The sequence below is a fragment of the Empedobacter stercoris genome, from assembly GCF_025244765.1.
GTDB classification, from domain to species: domain Bacteria; phylum Bacteroidota; class Bacteroidia; order Flavobacteriales; family Weeksellaceae; genus Empedobacter; species Empedobacter stercoris.
In genome coordinates this window covers 1,533,267-1,552,694 of sequence record NZ_CP104209.1, presented here as the reverse complement: position 1 = coordinate 1,552,694, position 19,428 = coordinate 1,533,267, and the positions used below count along the sequence as shown (strand labels likewise).

Below are 19,428 nucleotides of genomic sequence, written 5' to 3'. Positions count from 1 at the left end.
TTATTTTACCCTTCATAACGTTTCTTAAAGATTTTAAATCCAATATTCGCAGGAAGATTTAGTAATAGATTTTCCTTTTTTTGTTCTTTTGTAAAATCAGCACTACAATAGTCAGAAAAAGTAAGCGATGGAGCTTTTTTCATACGATTATAATTTATTTTGAAATATTCTTCATCTTTTAAGACTTTCCATTGCATTTGAATAATCAATTTTTTAAAGTTAATAATCCAGCCTCTTATCAATTTTTTTCGTTCGGTATCGTCTGTATTTTTATATGATTTTACAATCCATTCTAAAATGGTTTGATGATTTTCTGAGTTTCTTTTTGTTCGGTTAAAAATAACAGAATTTGCGTGTAAATAGTAATTATACGTAATGTCATCAATGATCGATAAAGTATCTATTTTTTCCATGCAATGAAACATCCATAATTCATCTTGTGCATATAAACCTGGAACAAAATAAATGTTATTTCTTTTAATAAATTCTAAATCAATTAATTTGTTCCATGAAGTTATTGGGAACATTTTACCGCAATATGCTTTAAAAATACTGGTATTTGAATCGTAAATTTTTAATTGAGATCTTGTAGGAAACCCAAAATCTTTTACAGACTGATCAAACGTATTTATCCATCGATTTTGAGCAATAACCATTTGTGTATTATTAATTAGTACATTTTCTACTAATTTTTCGATACAATTAGAAGTGATATCATCATCACTGTCTAAAAAATAAATATACTTTCCTGTCGATTTATCAATTCCTGTATTACGAACAACAGACAAGCCTTGATTGGTTGGTAGATGATGTAATTGAATGTTTAATTCCTTATTCGAAACCATATATTCTTCAATGATTGCAATACTGTTATCAGGCGTACAATCATTAACCAAAATAATTTCCAGATTTTTATACGTTTGATTTTTGACAGATTCTAAACATCTGAAAATATATTGTTCACATTTATAGACAGGTATGTTGATGCTAACAAGAGGGAGGTTATTCATTGGTTAAGTATTTTATATTGTAGTTCAAAATTACATTAATATGTTACATTGTTAAATAACATCGTTAGAAATTATTAACTTTAGATATATTTGTATATCTAAACCTAAATGATATGTTGCATATTATTGCAAAAATAAATAATAAAATTCAGCTTAAACTTAATAAAATTGGTTTTGTGAGTCATCCTAGTCTTTCTATTGGAAAAAACTTTAGATTAGGTAATTATACAACTTTTATTATTCATCCTACTTCTAAGGCTTTATTTGGAAATGATATTGAGATTAGAAATAATTTTAATTTAGTTTTAGGGAAGAATGTAAATTTGACAATCGGCGATAATGTTTTCCTTAATAATGGTTGTTCGATTAATTGTTTAGAAAGTATAGTTATTGGAAAAAATACATTATTCGGTGAAAATGTAAAACTGTATGATCATAATCACAGTTATAATGAAAAAGAAGTTTTTCCTAAAGATTTTACAACCAAAGTAATTAAAATAGGTGAAAATTGTTGGTTGGGATCGAATTCGATAATTTTAAAAGGAGTAAACATAGGCAATAATGTCATTATTGGAGCAGGCTGTGTAATTCACAAAGATGTACCCGCCAATTCGATTATCGTGAATAAGCAAGAACACAAAATTATTTCGAATGAGTGATATTAGAATTACTCCTCTAATTTCTGTTGTAATGTCAGTTTACAATGCAGAAAAATATCTTGTTCAAGCAATCAATTCTATATTAAATCAAACATTTACAGATTTTGAATTTATTATAATAAATGATGCATCAACTGATACTTCTTTAGAAATCATTCATTCGTATCATGATGTTAGGATAAATTTAATTAACAAACCTTACAATAAAGGATTTAAAGGATTTGTCGAAAATTTAAATACAGGCTTAGATTTAGCTAAGGGTAAATATATCGCACGAATGGATGCTGATGATATTGCAAGGGAGGATCGATTTCAAATTCAATATGATTTTTTAGAAAAAAATCATGAAATATTTATGATAGGAAGTGATTTGAATTTAATTAACGAGAACAATCAAAATATTGGTTATTTAAAGTCTTTTGCCAATCATGAAGAGATTACAAGAAAGTTTAATGCTGAAAATGCCTTATATCATCCCGTAATATTTTTCCGAAATGAAACAGATATAAGATATCGAGATAAGTTTAAAGCTTGCGAAGATTTTGATTTTTATTTACAACTTTTATCAAGCGGTAAAAAATTTGGAAATATTACTCAACCTCTTTTAGATTATAGAATTTTAGAAGCGTCAATTTCAAGATCAGAAAGTGGATTTTCTAAGCGATTACTAATGGAAATTTCAAAGGATTTTTTTATTTCCAGAATGACTACCAAAAAGGATAATTATGATGAATTAGATGATCAAATTGTACAGAAAATTTTGAACAAAGATTTTAATGTTACTGTTGAAGAATTAACCAAAGGACTTGAAGTATCGCTTTTGTACAACTATGATTATTATGATTTGATTTATAAACAATTAGCTAAACAGGGTAAAACAACATTTTTTGATTCTATCTTTTTAAATAAAAGTTTGAGAGCTATTCATTCTAAAATAAATTTAAAATTATATTCAAAATTTGGTAAAATAACAACAAACTTATGACTACAATTATTATCAAATCGTTTAACCGACCACATTATTTGGATCGTTGTTTACATTCTATCTATTTACATGTAAAAGGGAGTTTTGAAATTAAAATTGTTGATGACGGGACACCAAATAAATATTTAATTAAGTTACAACAGAAGTATCCTGAAATTAAAATCCAAAAATCTAAAAATTACGATCGTAAAGTGATTGCAATAGAAGAAAACCTTCGATCAGGTAAATTAATCAATGGGTTTGAAATTCCTATTGATGATTGGAAACAAAGTGTTGAAGAAGCTCAAGATTATGTTTTAATGACAGAAGATGATGTTTGGTTTACTTCCACAGTCGATATAGATAGTTTAGTTAGTAGTATGAAAAATCATAACACATCTTTATTGAAGCTTGGTTGGATTTCCAATAAACCAATTAAAAGTCCTATAATAAAAGACGAAAACGAGATACAATTTATCAAACCTCATTTATTAACCGGTTCAAGGTTTGTAATGAATTGTATTTTGAAGAATAAATTCAAAGTTTACTCTTTATTATATCGTTTAGGTATTATGGATAAAGAATCCAAAAATGAATATTGGATTTTAAATGCTCTTTTAATGGGACTTTATGACAGAAATTATTGGTTATTTGTTTGGTCAACTTTACATAATAAAGTTGATGAAATGGAACAAGTTATAAATGCATCTATTTGGTACAATAAATATAAATCGAATAATTATTTGTATGGGAAACTTAAAAAATTAGTCATGAATACTACTTTTCAAAGCTCGGCTACGACTTCGTATCATGAGCATTATGATATACAATTGGATATAAATAAATTTAATTATCTACTGAATGAAGAGTGGTATCATGACAAATTGGATGTAATATCAGATTTACCAAAAGACATAAAATCGGATCGTATTATCGAGATATTAGATCATGCACATATTGAAAACTGTTCATCTGATTTATGGATTCGTTGGAGAAATAAATTTAAAGAACAATATATAAAACAAGGAGTAAATGTTAATTAAGAACGGTATTCTATCTCAAACTGTGTAAGCTATATACCTGAGTTCGATTGTAAATTTAGACTATAAAAACTTGTTACAAAAGGTAAAAATTAGCGTATTTAAATTGCTGATATTCAAGTATTTGACCAGATTTGTCTTATAATTTGTTTTGATAACAATTACGGAAATTTATTCAATTGTTGATGAGTTTTGTAAAGTTTTGAATAATTTTTAGAACCTTTCCTTCTTGGCAACAAATCAAAAAAGAAACCTAGAATGAGCACTTCGGAAGTAATCACTTTAACAATACTTTTTCACCTAAGTGGTTTTCGTACTTTTAAGCATTTTTAAATTTATTATGTACAAAACATATGATACAAGATTTCCCTCAAACCGTTTGCTATAACCGATTTGTAGCATTAATGCAGTCTGCATTAATGCCGATGACTACATTTGCAAAAGCTTGTTGTTTAGGATGTTGCAAATGTATTTCTTTTATTGACAGCACTCCAATCAGAGTTTGTAAAAACAAAAGACTTAAGCGAAACAAAGTATTCAAAGACATTGCTACGACAAGAAAATCTACGATGGGTTGGTTTCATGGTTTTAAATTTCATATAATCATCAATGACAAAGATGAACTTTTAAGTTTTTGTGTGACACAGGCAAATCTGGATGATCGCGAACCTTTGAAAACGAACCTTTTTTACAGTCTATTTTTGGAAAACTATTCGGTGACAAAGGATATATCAGCGAAAAATTGACTCAATTATTATTTGTCGATGGGATCCAATTAATCACTAATATTCGCAATAATATGAAGAATAGTTTGATGAAAATGAGTGATAAAATTTTGCTTAGGAAACGCTCTATCATTGAGACCATAAATGATAAATTGAAAAACATTTGTCAAGTAGAGCATTCTAGACATCGTTCCGTTGTAAACTTTATGATGAATCTTTTTGCGGGAATAATTGCCTATAGTTTTCTACAAAAAAAACCTTCATTAAAATATTAAACATTGAAAATTAATTAGTTATAAATATTTTATTAATCGGACTCAGGTTATAAATAACTTGAGTTAGGATATTTTAGACCTTGTCTACACCTTTGTGTAAATAGAAATAAGATGGGTTTGACTGTTTCTTACAGTTGAATCTTTTTCAAATATAGTTAAAAATTGATTCACAATAATTCCCCAATTTTTAATTGGATGTGACCATTTTTTTGAAATTTGCATAAAAGAAAGATAAACTGATATTTTTAGGGCATTGATCGTTGGAAAAACTATTTGTTTTTGGTGTGATATTAAATTTTACCTTTAAATTCTAAATAATATTAGTTTTGTAATTTTTTTAATCTCTAAAGTAATTCGAAAAAGATACTCAAATTCTACGTTATCGAAGATTCATAATATCAAAAATAAATGTTGTAATTTTTTTTTACAGTTGCTACAACGTATAAATATTGTGACTCCCATTTCATTGTAAGTTTGTCCATAGCTGCTTGTATGCTGGAAGCTGTGTAATTATATTTATCCGTTGTAAATTATTTTTTATCTTTCCTAACGACAAATTTACATGGATTCTTGTTTTAATATGGTATACATAAAACTTCAAAGTTGATGAACAACATAAATTTGAGTTTTTAATAGAGGAAAAATCTTTTGAATAATATTCTTAAAATAATTTCAATTGTCCGTAGCAATTATTAAAATATTCATCAAATCACGCGTTTACATATTATTAAAAAACTTATCTAAAAGTAAAATGATTCGTTTTCCAAGCTGTAAGCCCCAAACTTCTTTCTATCCATTCTTTCTTAGTTCAATTTTTTTACTTACACAGTATGTGAAAAAATTTAAGTCCTGTTTTTTTTGAAATATGCTCTTATATTGGATTCATCTTCGGGTTTTTCAAGTTTCACTGGATGAATAATTTTTTTGTTTTTTGCACAAATTTCTTCTAAAGGAAATGGTAATCCTCGCCAATTAATAGCCATAAAGTTATTATCTTCTTTGGGATCTGATAATTCAAAACCAATGCTTGAGACTAATAACGAGAACAATGAATCTTCACCTACTAAAGAAAACCTTAAATCATCATTCAATAATTTATTCATATTTAATTTATGTAAAGCATTGTAGCTGATAAAATATCCTCCTCCTGTAACTGTATCACCTGGTTTATAATTAGAGAATTTTTGAGCATTGGACATAATCTTAGATAGTTTTAACTTTAACTTAAAGTTTCTTATGTAATATGGAAATGAAATTTCTTTTTTTAGCATGTTTCCTTTTAATCTCATTCCATTAATCTTACATGTACCATCTCCCTTTTTTAAGTAAGATCCTAAAATACCTACATTTTTATTATCTTTAAAAAAATCAATAGCATCTAAATGAGGATGGTAGCCTGTAATTAGAGTGTCAGTATCCATTTTTAAAAACACCTCAAATTCGATACTGTCTATAACAGAGTTTATAGCCGTAATAATTTTCCCGAATAATGGGCCATTAACAGGTTTACTACGGTTTTTTTCAGCAGAATAATCTTTTGCTTTAATATGCGTAATATTCTCTTTCGAAAAATAAGCCGACGTAGTTAGTGAATGATCTCTTGTGTCGTCTAATAAAATAATATAGCAATCTGTAGTCTTATTCCCTATATAATAATTTACACTATCTAATGTGTCATCTAAGTAGGAAATGTTCGTATTAGGACCTACAGGAATTAATATTAAGCATTTCGTTTTTATTTTTTTCATCTTTAGTAAATTTTTACATTGTCAAATTCTTTTAACCACATCGTATAAAATCTACTTAATTTTTTGTGTTTATTATCAATAATAGTAACATTTTTATCCAAAAGAATTGCTAAAATTAACCCATGTAATCTAGTTGTGTAAATTGTATCATATCCGCTAAGGAATTGTATCCCTTGTTTTATATAGTTATCTTTTTGATTACGTGATTTTAATCCAAACCTTGAATCTACTAATCGATTCAATAAAGGGATATTTAAAAATTTTTTAGATAAAATACGGTTATATCGTTCTTTTCTATATTGTATTCTATGGATGTTTCTCGATATATTAAAAGTTGGCCAATCTAAAACATCTACATTGGAATTGTCAGTCACAATTTTATCTAATAGTGAATCTGTATTTAATTCTTTATCCTTTCTTTTCATTAATAAATTTTTATCTGTAGAAATAGAGGGAATGTTGAATTTTGAAAAATTAATACAAAATGCCATATCAGGAAGAAGGTATATGTTTTTTAATCCATTATCTATTAGCAACTCATATGATTCTTGATCTCTCACACAAATGTGCAAATTTGGATGTAATTGAAAAATCTTTAAATCTTTATTGAAATTATCAATATGATTATAATGTATACTCTGTGGAAAAATAACAATCTTCCTGTCAATATATTTTTGAATCAAATGAATTTTTAGATTTTGCGATTCAGGATATAAATCACCAAAATTTCCACCTCCTTGTAATAAAATCATCCCTTTTTTAGGAAGATCTTTATCTCTAAAACTCCAACAATTTGATTCATAGATTTTCTTTAAAGGCAAACGTGATAAATAATCTAATTCACCTTCCCAAATTAAATTATCTCCAATATTATTGTAATCAGGAATATCTAATAAAGAGTAGTCATCATCGATAATAGGATCTAGTGTATTAAAGATAATCTGTTGTAATTTTTCGATATGTTCTTGGTTGTGATTTTTCATCAATAAAGGTAAGTTAGTGTACAAACATAAATAAAAAACTCCATTAGTGAAAATCTAATAGAGTTTTTATATTTTTAGTGATGATGGATTATTCTTGTACCAATAATCTGAATCCTTCGCCGTGAATATTCACGATTTCTACTGCAGGATCTTTCTTTAAATACTTACGTAGTTTTGCGATGTAAACATCCATTGAACGTGATGTAAAATAGTTGTCATCGTGCCAAATGCGTGTTAAGGCAATTTCACGTGGCATTAAATCGTTTTTATATACAGCCAATAAACGTAACAATTCGTTTTCTTTTGGAGATAATTTCTGAGACTTACCATCGTAAATTAATTGTCTCAATTTTGCATTGAACGTGAATTTACCAATTTTGAAATCTTCTTGTTCAAATTTTTCTTCTTCACCCGAATTACGTTGTAAAACAGCTTTTATTTTGTACAATAAAACTTCCGAATCAAATGGTTTTAAGACGTAATCGTCTGCTCCAATTTTGTAGCCATTCAACACGTCTTCACGCATATTTTTGGCTGTTAAAAATATAATTGGTTGTTCGCTTTTTAGTTCTTTGATCTCTTTTCCTAATGTAAAACCATCTTTTTTTGGCATCATCACATCAAGGATGCATAGATCGTAATCACTTTCTTTAAATTTGGCAAGACCATCTTCACCATCGATTGCGTGCGTAACGTCAAAATCGTTTATAACCAAATAATCCTTTAAGACGCTTCCAAAGCTTGGATCATCTTCTACTAAAAGTAATCGTTGTTTATCACTCATTGATCTATGATTTTAGAGGGATTTTAATGAAAAAAGTACTTCCTTTTCCTGCAGCACTTTCTGCCCAAACTTGTCCGCCATGCAGCTGAACAATTTTTTTGACATAAGCCAACCCAAGTCCATGACCTTTTACATTGTGTATATTTCCCGTTTCTTCTCTATAAAATTGTTCAAATATTTTTTTCAGAACGCTTTGCGGCATTCCCATTCCTTTGTCCGAAATCTCAATTATAAAACTGTTGTCTTTATTGTATGTTTTTACGCGAATCTCTGGTGTGTTTGGAGAGTATTTTCGAGCATTATCCAATACATTAATCACGATATTCTCTAAATGGAACGGGTCTCCGTTGACAAAAGACTGTTCTGCATTGTATTCTTCAAATATTGTACCATTTCTTTCTTCTACAATAAATCTTATCGGCTCAATACTTTTTTGTACAACACCGTTCAAGTTGACTTCCTGAAAATTCATATCCATTTGATTGCGATCTAACTTCGACATGCGCAGTACCATCTCAACATGAGCGTTCATCCGTTTGTTTTCTTGTTTGATCAAATCAGCATAATATTTCACCTTTTCGGGGTCTGTATATATTTTTTCGTTTCTCAACGCGTCAGATGCAATATTAATGGTTGCAATAGGCGTCTTGAATTCGTGTGTCATGTTGTTGATGAAATCAGTTTTGATTTCCGAACTCTTGCGTTGCAACTGCATATAATAGATCGACAAGGAGAAAACCGTTATGATGATCATGGTTAAGATAAAAGTCAACGAAATAACCGGTACTGTTGGCGCAACAATGGCTAATTTTCGATTGACAAAATTGGCAGCCAAATAATATTCGATATGGTCTTTTCGATCCAAAAATAAAGGAACCATAAATTCGATCTTGTTGCGATCAAAATCAGCTGATTTGACATTGGTTTCAGTTGAATCTTTCTTTAAAACGGCTAAGATCGGAATGGCTTGATTGATTCCTCTGTTGCGTAATTCATTTTTTAGAATAGAATCCAACATTTTATAGTTAACGCGTTTGTCGATAGGCGTTGTTCCTGCATCCCAACGTGCCGCGCTTTCTAAGGTAAACGTTCCGTCTTGTAAAGCGTTTTCGAAATTCAAGTTTAGATTCGAAATTCCTGAAGAAGCTGAATCTTTGTCAATTTTAATGACACGTTCTTGTGAATAGATATTTGCTTTCGTTAAACTATCATTGTATTGACCAGAAGGCAACATCGATTTTTCGACCACATAACGTGTGACATAGGCATAAGTGACACCCAAAGAATCTTTGATGACTCTATTTGTCACGACTTGTGGTTTATCTTTACTTGATTTTAAATCAGATTCTATCGTACTAAATTTCTTGTAGTACTTATCTAATTCAACCTTATTTATTTTTTCAGTCGTGTAATTCATCGCTTGGTACACGTTGTTGTTAAAGCTTTCTGTACCGTTCTGAATGGTTAAATTCAACCAATAGAATTGAATAATAATCAATCCTATAAGCGCAACACTCATGATAACGATTAAGATTTTATAAAATCCTTTTTTCATCTATATGTTTATTGAATGATTAAAAATAGTTTAATCTTTTCTAATTTTTTCTAATTTATGCGAGATTGTTAGTGTGAAGCCATCTTTTTTTTTGATGTTCATCAAGGCTTGTTCAACTTCATTTTTGAGGTGAGCAAGATCGCCATTGTTATCAATGATTACATCTGATTTGGCTATTCGCTCTTCATCCGAAATTTGATGATTGATTCTCGCCAAAATATCTTCTCGTGTTAATCCATCTCTTTCCATCGTTCGTGCAATTCGCTTTTCTATGTCCACCATAACACTTATTACCATATCGCAATCTTTGTAGCTCCCACTTTCGATTAAGATCGCTGCTTCTTTCATTACGATAGGTGTTTGTTGAGCAATTTTCCACGCTTCAAAATCTTTGAAAACCGCTGGATGAACAATTGAATTTAAAACTTTCAATTTTTCATTGTCTTGAAAAACTTGTTTGGATAGATAGGCTTTGTTCAACCCATTTTCATCATAAGCTTCTTCACCAAAAGCAGCAATGATTTTTGCTTTTACTTCAGAATTTTCGTTCTGAATAAGTTTTGCTCTTGTGTCAGAATTATACACTGGAATGCCCAATTCCTCAAAGAATTTTGCTGCGGTACTCTTTCCAGAGCCTATTCCGCCTGTGATTCCTACTACAAAAGGGTGGTTGTTTTTCATAGTTTGAAGTTAAAAAAATGCCGAAGAATAATTCCTTCGGCAATCAGTTAAATATATGTTAACCTTGAACTTAGTTTTTTTCTTCTACTGCTTTTTCTACTTTCTCAACTTTTTCAGTCGATTTTGAATAACGAGCAGCAGTTAATTCACGAGAAATAGCAGCTTTTTCAAATTTAATTTTTCCAGCTCCAGTTTCAATGACAACAGCATCGTCGTGAATCTCGTTAATTTTTCCGTGAATACCAGAAGTTGTTACGACTAAATCTCCACGCTTGATGTCAGTTTGGAATTGTTTTTCTTGCTTTGCTTTCTTTTGTTGAGGACGAATCATGAAAAAATACATAATCACGAACATTCCTCCGAACATTAAAAGCATCGACATTCCTCCGCCTTGAGCACCTGCTTGTAAAAAGATTGTTTGAATCATTTTTAATTTTTAATGGTTTATTATTTATTGTCCAAATGCTTGTTGAGCATTTTGATCATTTGCAGTTGCTCCAATAACGTTTGCAGAAATGTCAAAATTTTCTTGTCCATTTACTGTGTTTGTTACTAAAGTAACTGTTTTTTGTTGTCTTCCGTTCATGTTACCCGCCGTATACACAACTTTGATAGAATCTGTAGCTCCTACTGCAATAGGCGTAGATGGGAACTCAGGAACTGTACATCCACAAGTTGCAGACGCATCACGAATAACTAATGGTGATTTACCGTCATTTTTGAACTTGATATATGTTTCTACTTTATTATTGGCCTGTACTTCTCCAAAATCATGGTTTGCTTCGGCTAATGTTAAAACTGGAGCAGTAGCAGGATCTACAACATTTTCAGCTTGTTGAGCTGTTTCTTCTGCTGTAAAGTTATCGCTTGCTTTTTTTTCTCCACAAGAGCTGATTGCGAATGATAGGGCGAATGCACCTAAAATAAATAATTTACTTTTCATATTTATAATTATTTGTCTCAGTCAAATTTAAGAAAAAATAAAGATTATAATAAACCTCTACCGTATTTTGGTAAATTATTATTGTCTTTTAACTCTTTTAGGGTTTTATCTAAGATTCCGTTAACAAAAACGCGTGATTTTTCTGTCGAATAATTTTTCGCTAATTCGACATATTCATTGATGGTTACTTTGGCAGGAATGTTAGGGAAGTACATAAATTCTGTCAACGCCATTTCCAAAATAATCAAATCGATTGTTGCTATACGTTCTAATTCCCAGTTATCTGCTTTTTCGTCAATTATATTCTTCGTTTCCGATTGATGACGAATTGTTTTACGAAATAATTCTTCTGTAAACTTTTTGTCATCTACATCTTTGTACACTTTGAACAACGAAATCAATGGAGAACTATTTTGACGGAACGATTTAATCGTCGTATGAACCATTGCATTAGCAATGTGTACATCATCTGCCCAAGTAATTTGAATTCCTTCTAAGTAATCGTGCAGATCTTCGTATTCAGCAATCAATTCTACGAAAAAGTTCAAAATAAACTCTTTGTCTTCTTCGAAAGAACGGTTACCGCTATTCATGTACGTTTTGTACAATTCGCTTTCTGTTAAGTTTTTGTAGATGTTGTTTGGATAAGAATCATAAATATCCCAAAGTAAAAACTTGTTATCGTTCGAATGACGAGATAATTCAAGATTTTCTTCTAAAATTTTGAAAACTTTATTCTGAACAAATTTTAAATTTGGATTTAAATCTTCTTCGGTTGGAAAGTTTTTTGATTTTGCAAGATCTATTTTATGCTCTGCAATGTCCTTTTGAACTTTGATTAAATTTAGGATATAAATGTACAAATCATAGATTTGATCGATACTTCTCATCATATTTTTCTCGACCATTCTTTCTTCGCCTTCCGTACCTAAACAATTGTAAGCATAGATATTCTGCATTACTTTTTCGCGTAGTTGTCTTCTTCCCAACATAATTTCAATGATATAACGTCTAATAAATTGATGCAAAGGTAAAAAAAAGAATGTAATTTTGTTTTGTGAAATCATTACAAAAGTTAAATAAATTTTTATGGAAGTATAAATGGAGGATTTTTTTAGGCTTCATTTTTACGATTTGTGCCAATTGGGTGCAAGTTTTTTCCGTGACATATATCAAAGAAGCAATCAATACGGTTGAAGAATTATTGCAAAATTTTAAACAAAACGGTACAGATAACCTCGAATTATTAAAAGAGGGGTTGATGTATGCCAGTTTGGCTTTTTTCTTTTTTAAAGTTTTGGGTGGAGTTTTAACGGTAGGAACGCGACAAATGATTATTGTGGCTTCTCGTTATATTGAGTTTGATTTGAAAAACGTGATTTATGATAAGTATCAAAAGTTATCCTTGTCATTTTACAAAAAGCACAAAACGGGAGATTTGATGAATCGCATTACCGAAGATGTCGCATTGGTGCGTATGTATCTTGGGCCAGGGATTATGTACCCCGTTGATTTGGTTTCTCGTGTCATCATAATCGCGTATTTTATGTTGCAGATAGATAAAGAGTTAACGTTATATACCTTAGCGCCTTTGCCTATTTTATCGGTTTTGATATACAATGTTGCACGAAATATCAACAAAAAAAGTAAACGTGTGCAGGAACAACAATCTACGATATCTTCTTCTGTGCAAGATACTTTTGCTGGAATTCGTGTCATTAAATCATTTAATTCCGAAACATTTGTAAAATCTAAATACCAAGTAGAAGCAGATGAGTACCAAAAACGCGCACTAAATTTGGCTCAAATTCAAGCAGCTTTCGGGCCATTGATGGTAGTTGTAGTTGGCGTAAGTAATTTGGTGATTTTATATTTAGGCGGGATAAAATATATCGAAGGAACGATGGATATTGGTTCTATCGCTCAGTTTTTTCTTTACCTAAATATGTTAATTTGGCCTTTTACTTCTCTTGGATGGATTACGATGGTGGTACAACGTGCAGAAGCATCAATGACACGTATTAATGAATTTTTGAATGCTGAAACAGATGTCAAGGAAAAGCAATTGGTGAATCATCATGTACAAGGAACAATCGAGTTTAAACATGTTTCTTATGTGTACGAAAATACAGGAATCAAAGCCTTGGATAATGTTTCGTTCAAAATTAATAAAGGAGAAACGTTGGCAATTCTTGGAAAAACAGGATCGGGTAAATCGACCATCGCTTTATTAATTGCACGTTCTTTAGAACCGACTTCTGGTGAGATTTTAATTGATGGTAAAAATATTCATGATATCAATGTGGAGTCTATTCGAGAAGAAATTGGATATGTACCGCAAGAAGCATTTTTATTTTCGGACTCGTTGACCAATAATATTTTATTTGGTTCGGATGATGAAGATGAAAAAACAGCAGAAATTTTTGCCAAGAAAGCTGTTGTACATGATAACATTGATCGTTTCAAGGAACGTTATGATACTGTTGTTGGAGAACGTGGTGTTACACTTTCGGGAGGTCAGAAACAACGAGTTTCTATCGCTCGCGCATTGGTAAATGATCCAAAAATTTTAATTTTTGATGATAGTTTGTCAGCTGTAGATACCGAAACAGAAGAACAAATCTTGAATAATTTAGCTTCAGAAATTGAAGGTAAAACAACAATCATCATCACACATCGTGTTTCTTCGGCAAAACGAGCAGATCAGATTTTAGTATTAGAAGATGGTCGTGTTTTAGAGAATGGATCAAACAGCGAATTGTTAAATAAACAAGGTTATTATTACGATTTATACAATAAACAACTCTTGGATTAGGTTTTTAAGAGTAGAATCAATAAAAAAATAGAAAATATTTGCCTAAAATCTTGTTGTTTTCTTAATTTTTTTTAGATTTGTTATGAAACATTTAACAAAAACGCTATTAGACTTATGAATGATTTTGAAAACCAAGAAAAGGTGGATGCAGAAGGAGTCTTTTCCAAGGTATTAAGGGCAGGAAGAAGAACCTACTTTTTCGATGTCCGCGAAACAAGAGCAGGTGATTATTACTTGACGATTACAGAAAGTAAAAAAAATACACAAGAAGATGGGAATGTGTACTATAAAAAACATAAAATCTATTTGTATAAAGAAGACTTCGAGAGCTTTAAGGAGATGTTAGACGAAACAACAGATTTTGTTTTTGCTCAGAAAGGACAAGAAGTGATTTCGGAAAGACATCAAAAAGATTTTGATCCAAAAAATAAAATGGCAAGTAAAGATGATACACAAGTGGAGTCTTTTACGAATATCAATTTTGACGATATATAAGCCTATTTAAATGCGTAAAAAGGAAAACCTCCTCTCAATTGTTGAGAGGAGGTTTTTTATATCTTTTTTTTTACATTGATTAATTTGTTGTTTTTCACTGTTTATCTAAAAAATGATAAAGATTTCTCGCTTCTTCAAAATGACATATTATATGGGATTCTGAAACGCGTTCAGAATGACAACAAATTTGAATATTGAAAAAGGTAGAAGAAAATGTCATATGATTTGGAGACGAGTGTCAAAAAGTTGAAATTAAAAGGAGAAGTTCTGTTTGAGCTTAGGTATATATGTTCATTTTTATTCATGATTTTTTTTATTGTTTTCAAATGAATTCATATGCCCTTCCGGGAAGTCTTGACACAAAAACGAACCAAAAAGGTCAAGACTTCAATTTTCGCCGATCAATTATCATTTTACTCACAAAAAGATTAAATGATTCGCATATGCTCACTAATCTTTTTCACCTTCGTTTCAATGGATTGAAGCTCGTCTACAAATCGTATGTCTGGTCTAAAATTCGTTGTTAAAAGTGATTGAATGAGCTTGGGATTCTTTGGCAAGTTCAGAATGAGAACGAATTTAAGTATTGAAAAAGGAAATAAAATCCGACGATTTAGAATCGAATTGTAATTCAACTCTAAATTATTGAAATTAAAAAGTTGGAGTGTTTGAGAGAAGTGAGTTGCCAACTTTAAGAAAATAATTTAGTTAGTTGAATCATTGAGAGACTACTGTCGGCATCTTTTTTTGTTTCGTTTTTTGGATGAGCAAAAAATGAAAAAATGTTAATGATTTAAAACATTGAATGACTGAAACTAATTTTGTCCGTTGAAAATCAAAGACAAGAGTTTTTTGGTTACTTTTTTGCTCTTTTCCCCGAACGGCATATGAATACCAATAATTAAAATAGATAAGTCATGAATAAAAAAGTGTCAGTAAGAAAGAAAAGAAATTTAAAACGTAAAAAACTCCCAAAGTTACCTTTGAGAGTTTTAGATATTGTGATTAAACTAAAGCTTAGTTTAATAATTCTTTTACTTTATCCGCTGCATCTTGTAAAGTGATTGCAGAGTGAACCTGTAATCCAGATTCGTCAATCATTTGTTTTGCAACTTCAGCATTTGTTCCTTGTAAACGAACAATGATCGGAACATTGATCGCGTCTCCCATGTTTTTGTAAGCATCTAAGATACCTTGAGCAACACGGTCACAACGTACAATACCACCAAAGATATTCACTAAGATTGCTTTTACGTTTTCGTCTTTTAAGATGATACGGAAAGCTTTCTCTACACGCTCAGCATCAGCAGTACCACCAACATCTAAGAAGTTAGCTGGGTTACCACCAGATAATTTGATGATATCCATAGTTGCCATTGCTAATCCAGCTCCGTTCACCATACACCCAACGTTTCCATCTAATTTTACGAAGTTTAATCCCGCTTCACCAGCTTCAACTTCTGTTGCATCTTCTTCTCTTGTATCACGTAATGCAGCAATATCTGGATGACGGAATAATGAGTTGTCGTCGATAGTAACTTTCGCATCTACTGCGATAATTTGATCGTCAGATGTTTTAAGAACTGGGTTAATTTCGAACATAGAAGCATCAATTGCTACATATGCGTTATATAAAGCGGTGATAAATTTCACTCCTTCTTTGAATGCGTTTCCTGATAAACCTAAGTTAAAAGCAACTTTACGCGCTTGGAAACCTTGGATTCCTACAGTAGGATCAATTTCTTCTGTAAAAATTTTATCTGGAGTAGACTCTGCAACTTCCTCGATATCCATTCCACCTTCTGTAGAATACATAATCATATTTTTACCTGTTGCACGGTCTAATAATACAGATACATAGTACTCTTCTGTTTGAGATTCACCAGGATAATACACATCCTCTGCGATTAACACTTGATGTACTTTTTTCCCTTCGGCAGAAGTTTGAGGTGTAATTAATTGCATTCCGATAATATCGTTTGCTCTTTCTTTCACCTCGTCCAAGTTTTTAGCAAGTTTTACTCCGCCTCCTTTTCCACGACCACCTGCGTGAATTTGAGCTTTTACAACATGCCAACCTGTACCTGTTTGTTCAGTTAATGCTTTAGCAGCTTCGACAGCTTCCTCTGGTGTAGTAGCAACGATACCACGTTGTACTTTTACACCATATTTACTAAGGATTTCTTTACCTTGATATTCGTGAAGATTCATTTTTTTTGATTTTTCAATTACAAAAATAAAAATATTGTTGATGTATTCTAAATTTTGCCATATTAATTTTATCAGCTTCTACGAAAAAAGCAATTAAAATTAGTTATATGCATGGTACAAGATACAACTATTCATGATATAACAAGTCAAAACAAATGGGATATGATTTTTTAATCGTATTTTGTACACTATAAAATCTTTTATAAAAGTAGAATGAAAATTTAAGCTAAAAAAACTTAGAACTTCTGATTTAAGACTTAACACATAATTTATATCTTTACCTCATGATAAAAGCAGAAAATATTGTCAAAAAGTTTGGTGAATTAGAAGTGCTAAAAAATGTTTCTTTATCCATTGCAGAAAAAGAAATCGTTTCGATCGTAGGAGCTTCTGGAGCTGGTAAAACGACTTTACTTCAGATTTTGGGAACGCTTGAAAAAAGTTCTGAACCAAAGAAATATAATACGTCTATTCAAATTGCGGGACAAGATGTCACCAAGTTAAATGATCGTGATTTATCAAAATTTCGAAACGAAAATATTGGATTCATCTTTCAGTTTCATCAATTGCTGCCCGAATTTAATGCCATAGAAAATATTTGTATTCCAGCTTTTATCAAAAAAACTAAAAAAGCGGATGCCGAACAACGTGCCAAAGAATTGATGTCGTATTTAGGATTGTCGCATCGTTTGACGCATAAACCGAATCAATTGTCGGGTGGAGAGCAACAACGTGTGGCTGTTGCGCGTGCATTAATCAATCAACCAAAGATTGTTTTTGCAGATGAACCTTCAGGAAATTTAGATTCTAAAAATGCAGAAGAGTTGCACGATTTATTTTTCAAATTGAGAGATGAGTTTGGACAAACCTTCGTGATTGTGACGCATAATGAAGAGTTAGCGAATATGTGCGATCGAAAATTGGTGATGGCAGACGGAATGTTTCAAACAGAATTATAATGAATAAAAAAGAACTGAAAGATTTTTTAGACGAAAAAGTTCTTCAGTACAATACGTTAGATTTTATCGATTCTGATCCTGTTCAGATTCCACATCGGTTTTCTGTAAAAGAAGATATCGAGATTGCAGGGTTTTTGGCTGCTACAATTGCGTGGGGTAATCGTAAAATGATTATCAATAATGCCAATAAAATGATGCAGTTAATGGGAAATTCGCCTTATGACTTTGTGATGAATTTCTCTGAAAATGATTTAGAAAATTTAGATGGGTTTGTACATAGAACATTCAATAGCGATGATTTGAAATTTTTTATACAATCGCTTCGCAATATTTATCAGCATCACGGAGGGTTGGAGCAGGTTTTTGCGAAACATCAAACTTCAGACTCGATGCAAGTCGCGATATCGCATTTCAAACAAACTTTTTTTGAAATTGAACATTTACCTCGTACAACTAAACATATTTCAGATCCATTGAATAATTCTGCTGCAAAACGCATTAATATGTATTTACGATGGATGGTGAGAGCAGATAAACAAGGGGTAGATTTGGGAATATGGAAATCGATTCCAACCGCTGTACTTTCTTGTCCATTGGATGTGCATTCAGGAAATGTAGCGCGAAAACTGGGGGTGTTGACTCGAAAGCAAAATGATGCAAAAACCTTGAAAGAATTAGATGGCAAACTTCGTGAAATGGATGCAAATGATCCTGTGAAATACGATTTTGCTCTATTTGGATTGGGTGTTTTTGAAGGCTTTTAATCGTTAAAATATCATAAAGTAAATTAGCATATTTCAAGATTTTGATTGGTGTTTGTAAATAAAACATTGATTTTAAATTTTAGACCCGTTGTGCATTTTGTTTATTTTAATTTAAAATACACAACTGATATTTTAAGATTAATTTTTATCTCGTTTAACATTCATTTTCGTTCAGATGGTTTATTTTAGAGGAACCTAATTTAATTGATAAATAAGAGTAAATGGTAAAGGTACTTGTAGGAGAGGAATTTAAAGAAGTTAATTTAAAAGGAAACTTGCGAAATAGATATGTTATTTCAAATTTTGGACGCTTGGTAAGTTTTCAAGAGGGGATAGAAATAGATGGTCGATTATTGAAAGGAAGTTATACCAACGGTTATCGAATTTTGCGATACAGTTACAAAGATGAGTTAGGGAAGAAAAAGTATACTCAAAATTTAATCTATCATCTCGTTGCAGAAAATTTTTTACCACGACCAACAGAAGATCAAAAATATTTATTACACCTCGATTTTGTAAAAGACAATGACAATGTAACTAATTTGAAATGGGCAACATTAGAAGAATTTAGAGAACATTTTATGAGTAGTCCTTACTATGAAGAGGGAAAAGAAAAGTCTAAAAAGACACGACAAATGATGGATGGTAATAAATTGACTACAACTGATGTTATTCGAATCAAGAAAATGTTAGCCAATCCTAATCGTAAAACAAGGTTACGAATTATAGCCAAACAATTTGGAATTAGTGAAATGCAGTTGTACCGAATAAAATCGGGTGAAAATTGGGGGCATATAAAAGTTGATTAATCAGATTA

At 30.9% G+C, this 19,428-nt stretch carries 18 protein-coding genes and 1 pseudogene; 9 read left to right on the top strand and 10 right to left on the bottom strand.

Going from position 1 to position 19,428, the window contains the following annotated elements:
* Positions 1-5: 5 nt before the first annotated feature.
* Entirely contained in the window at positions 6-1,010 is a 1,005-nt protein-coding gene (locus NZD85_RS07380) for a glycosyltransferase (protein WP_260541120.1), read from the bottom strand.
* 113 nt (positions 1,011-1,123) lie between these two features.
* On the opposite strand from NZD85_RS07380, the gene NZD85_RS07375 reads away from it, so the two are divergent.
* The 4 genes and pseudogenes from NZD85_RS07375 (at position 1,124) to NZD85_RS14850 (ending at position 4,673) form a co-directional block, all read left to right on the top strand.
* The gene (locus NZD85_RS07375; RefSeq protein WP_260541118.1) at positions 1,124-1,669 is read left to right on the top strand and encodes an acyltransferase; all 546 of its coding nucleotides are present in this window, start codon (positions 1,124-1,126) and stop codon (positions 1,667-1,669) included.
* Positions 1,662-2,654, top strand: coding sequence for a glycosyltransferase family 2 protein (locus tag NZD85_RS07370; RefSeq protein ID WP_260541116.1), 993 nt, complete (start codon positions 1,662-1,664; stop codon positions 2,652-2,654). The genes NZD85_RS07375 and NZD85_RS07370 overlap by 8 nt, the downstream gene beginning before the upstream one ends.
* Entirely contained in the window at positions 2,651-3,676 is a 1,026-nt protein-coding gene (locus NZD85_RS07365) for a glycosyltransferase family 2 protein (protein WP_260541113.1), read from the top strand. The genes NZD85_RS07370 and NZD85_RS07365 overlap by 4 nt, the downstream gene beginning before the upstream one ends.
* Positions 3,677-3,814: 138 nt before the next feature.
* Positions 3,815-4,673, top strand: a pseudogene (locus tag NZD85_RS14850) (IS982 family transposase).
* Positions 4,674-5,515: 842 nt separating this feature from the next.
* Here NZD85_RS14850 and NZD85_RS07350 read toward each other — a convergent pair.
* The 8 genes from NZD85_RS07350 to nusB form a co-directional block, all read right to left on the bottom strand.
* Positions 5,516-6,421 (bottom strand): hypothetical protein, encoded by a 906-nt coding sequence (locus NZD85_RS07350; RefSeq protein ID WP_260541106.1) that lies wholly within the window; start codon positions 6,419-6,421, stop codon positions 5,516-5,518.
* Between the two features lie 2 nt (positions 6,422-6,423).
* Positions 6,424-7,404 carry a polysaccharide pyruvyl transferase family protein gene (locus tag NZD85_RS07345; protein WP_260541104.1) on the bottom strand — a complete coding sequence of 327 codons (981 nt, stop codon included), beginning with the start codon at positions 7,402-7,404 and terminating at the stop codon, positions 6,424-6,426.
* Positions 7,405-7,492: 88 nt separating this feature from the next.
* The gene (locus NZD85_RS07340; RefSeq protein WP_171623967.1) at positions 7,493-8,188 is read right to left on the bottom strand and encodes a response regulator transcription factor; all 696 of its coding nucleotides are present in this window, start codon (positions 8,186-8,188) and stop codon (positions 7,493-7,495) included.
* Between the two features lie 4 nt (positions 8,189-8,192).
* Positions 8,193-9,743 (bottom strand): sensor histidine kinase, encoded by a 1,551-nt coding sequence (locus tag NZD85_RS07335; RefSeq protein WP_171623968.1) that lies wholly within the window; start codon positions 9,741-9,743, stop codon positions 8,193-8,195.
* A 30-nt stretch (positions 9,744-9,773) separates the two neighbouring features.
* Positions 9,774-10,424 carry a dephospho-CoA kinase gene (gene coaE / locus NZD85_RS07330; protein WP_260541100.1) on the bottom strand — a complete coding sequence of 217 codons (651 nt, stop codon included), beginning with the start codon at positions 10,422-10,424 and terminating at the stop codon, positions 9,774-9,776.
* 70 nt (positions 10,425-10,494) lie between these two features.
* Positions 10,495-10,851 carry a preprotein translocase subunit YajC gene (gene yajC / locus NZD85_RS07325; protein WP_171623970.1) on the bottom strand — a complete coding sequence of 119 codons (357 nt, stop codon included), beginning with the start codon at positions 10,849-10,851 and terminating at the stop codon, positions 10,495-10,497.
* Between the two features lie 24 nt (positions 10,852-10,875).
* Complete coding sequence (locus NZD85_RS07320) at positions 10,876-11,367, bottom strand: DUF1573 domain-containing protein (RefSeq protein WP_171623971.1); 492 nt, start codon at positions 11,365-11,367, stop codon at positions 10,876-10,878.
* A 44-nt stretch (positions 11,368-11,411) separates the two neighbouring features.
* A complete protein-coding gene (nusB, locus tag NZD85_RS07315; RefSeq protein WP_260541095.1) occupies positions 11,412-12,434 on the bottom strand; it encodes a transcription antitermination factor NusB in 1,023 nt (340 codons plus the stop codon).
* Between nusB and NZD85_RS07310 the strand changes: the two genes are divergently transcribed.
* Together NZD85_RS07310 and NZD85_RS07305 are read left to right on the top strand one after the other, a co-directional pair.
* Positions 12,425-14,182, top strand: a complete 1,758-nt coding sequence (locus NZD85_RS07310) for an ABC transporter ATP-binding protein (RefSeq protein WP_260541093.1) — start codon at positions 12,425-12,427, stop codon at positions 14,180-14,182. The two genes, nusB and NZD85_RS07310, sit on opposite strands and share 10 nt — an antisense overlap.
* A gap of 114 nt (positions 14,183-14,296) precedes the next feature.
* Positions 14,297-14,677 carry a PUR family DNA/RNA-binding protein gene (locus NZD85_RS07305; RefSeq protein ID WP_225541281.1) on the top strand — a complete coding sequence of 127 codons (381 nt, stop codon included), beginning with the start codon at positions 14,297-14,299 and terminating at the stop codon, positions 14,675-14,677.
* A gap of 1,017 nt (positions 14,678-15,694) precedes the next feature.
* Here the strand turns inward: NZD85_RS07305 and sucC are convergent.
* On the bottom strand, positions 15,695-16,888 hold the full coding sequence (gene sucC, locus NZD85_RS07300) for an ADP-forming succinate--CoA ligase subunit beta (protein WP_225541283.1): 1,194 nt from the start codon (positions 16,886-16,888) through the stop codon (positions 15,695-15,697).
* 284 nt (positions 16,889-17,172) lie between these two features.
* Between sucC and NZD85_RS07295 the strand changes: the two genes are divergently transcribed.
* The 3 genes from NZD85_RS07295 (at position 17,173) to NZD85_RS07285 (ending at position 19,420) form a co-directional block, all read left to right on the top strand.
* Positions 17,173-17,847 carry an ABC transporter ATP-binding protein gene (locus NZD85_RS07295; protein WP_171623116.1) on the top strand — a complete coding sequence of 225 codons (675 nt, stop codon included), beginning with the start codon at positions 17,173-17,175 and terminating at the stop codon, positions 17,845-17,847.
* Complete coding sequence (locus NZD85_RS07290; RefSeq protein ID WP_260541087.1) at positions 17,847-18,611, top strand: TIGR02757 family protein; 765 nt, start codon at positions 17,847-17,849, stop codon at positions 18,609-18,611. Before NZD85_RS07295 ends, NZD85_RS07290 begins: the two co-directional genes overlap by 1 nt.
* Before the next feature lie 221 nt (positions 18,612-18,832).
* Entirely contained in the window at positions 18,833-19,420 is a 588-nt protein-coding gene (locus tag NZD85_RS07285; protein WP_260541086.1) for an NUMOD4 domain-containing protein, read from the top strand.
* Positions 19,421-19,428 lie beyond the last annotated feature (8 nt).

What these genes read in the sequence shown, in the direction of transcription:
- NZD85_RS07350 (WP_260541106.1), bottom strand. Translation starts at nt 6,421, where the DNA reads ATGAAAAAAATAAAAACGAAATGCTTAATATTAATTCCTGTAGGTCCT.
- NZD85_RS07340 (WP_171623967.1), bottom strand. Translation starts at nt 8,188, where the DNA reads ATGAGTGATAAACAACGATTACTTTTAGTAGAAGATGATCCAAGCTTT.
- NZD85_RS07335 (WP_171623968.1), bottom strand. Translation starts at nt 9,743, where the DNA reads ATGAAAAAAGGATTTTATAAAATCTTAATCGTTATCATGAGTGTTGCG.
- NZD85_RS07290 (WP_260541087.1), top strand. Translation starts at nt 17,847, where the DNA reads ATGAATAAAAAAGAACTGAAAGATTTTTTAGACGAAAAAGTTCTTCAG.
- yajC (WP_171623970.1), bottom strand. Translation starts at nt 10,851, where the DNA reads ATGATTCAAACAATCTTTTTACAAGCAGGTGCTCAAGGCGGAGGAATG.
- NZD85_RS07320 (WP_171623971.1), bottom strand. Translation starts at nt 11,367, where the DNA reads ATGAAAAGTAAATTATTTATTTTAGGTGCATTCGCCCTATCATTCGCA.
- NZD85_RS07375 (WP_260541118.1), top strand. Translation starts at nt 1,124, where the DNA reads ATGTTGCATATTATTGCAAAAATAAATAATAAAATTCAGCTTAAACTT.
- nusB (WP_260541095.1), bottom strand. Translation starts at nt 12,434, where the DNA reads ATGATTTCACAAAACAAAATTACATTCTTTTTTTTACCTTTGCATCAA.
- NZD85_RS07380 (WP_260541120.1), bottom strand. Translation starts at nt 1,010, where the DNA reads ATGAATAACCTCCCTCTTGTTAGCATCAACATACCTGTCTATAAATGT.
- NZD85_RS07345 (WP_260541104.1), bottom strand. Translation starts at nt 7,404, where the DNA reads ATGAAAAATCACAACCAAGAACATATCGAAAAATTACAACAGATTATC.
- coaE (WP_260541100.1), bottom strand. Translation starts at nt 10,424, where the DNA reads ATGAAAAACAACCACCCTTTTGTAGTAGGAATCACAGGCGGAATAGGC.
- NZD85_RS07365 (WP_260541113.1), top strand. Translation starts at nt 2,651, where the DNA reads ATGACTACAATTATTATCAAATCGTTTAACCGACCACATTATTTGGAT.
- NZD85_RS07370 (WP_260541116.1), top strand. Translation starts at nt 1,662, where the DNA reads ATGAGTGATATTAGAATTACTCCTCTAATTTCTGTTGTAATGTCAGTT.
- NZD85_RS07305 (WP_225541281.1), top strand. Translation starts at nt 14,297, where the DNA reads ATGAATGATTTTGAAAACCAAGAAAAGGTGGATGCAGAAGGAGTCTTT.
- NZD85_RS07295 (WP_171623116.1), top strand. Translation starts at nt 17,173, where the DNA reads ATGATAAAAGCAGAAAATATTGTCAAAAAGTTTGGTGAATTAGAAGTG.
- NZD85_RS07285 (WP_260541086.1), top strand. Translation starts at nt 18,833, where the DNA reads ATGGTAAAGGTACTTGTAGGAGAGGAATTTAAAGAAGTTAATTTAAAA.
- sucC (WP_225541283.1), bottom strand. Translation starts at nt 16,888, where the DNA reads ATGAATCTTCACGAATATCAAGGTAAAGAAATCCTTAGTAAATATGGT.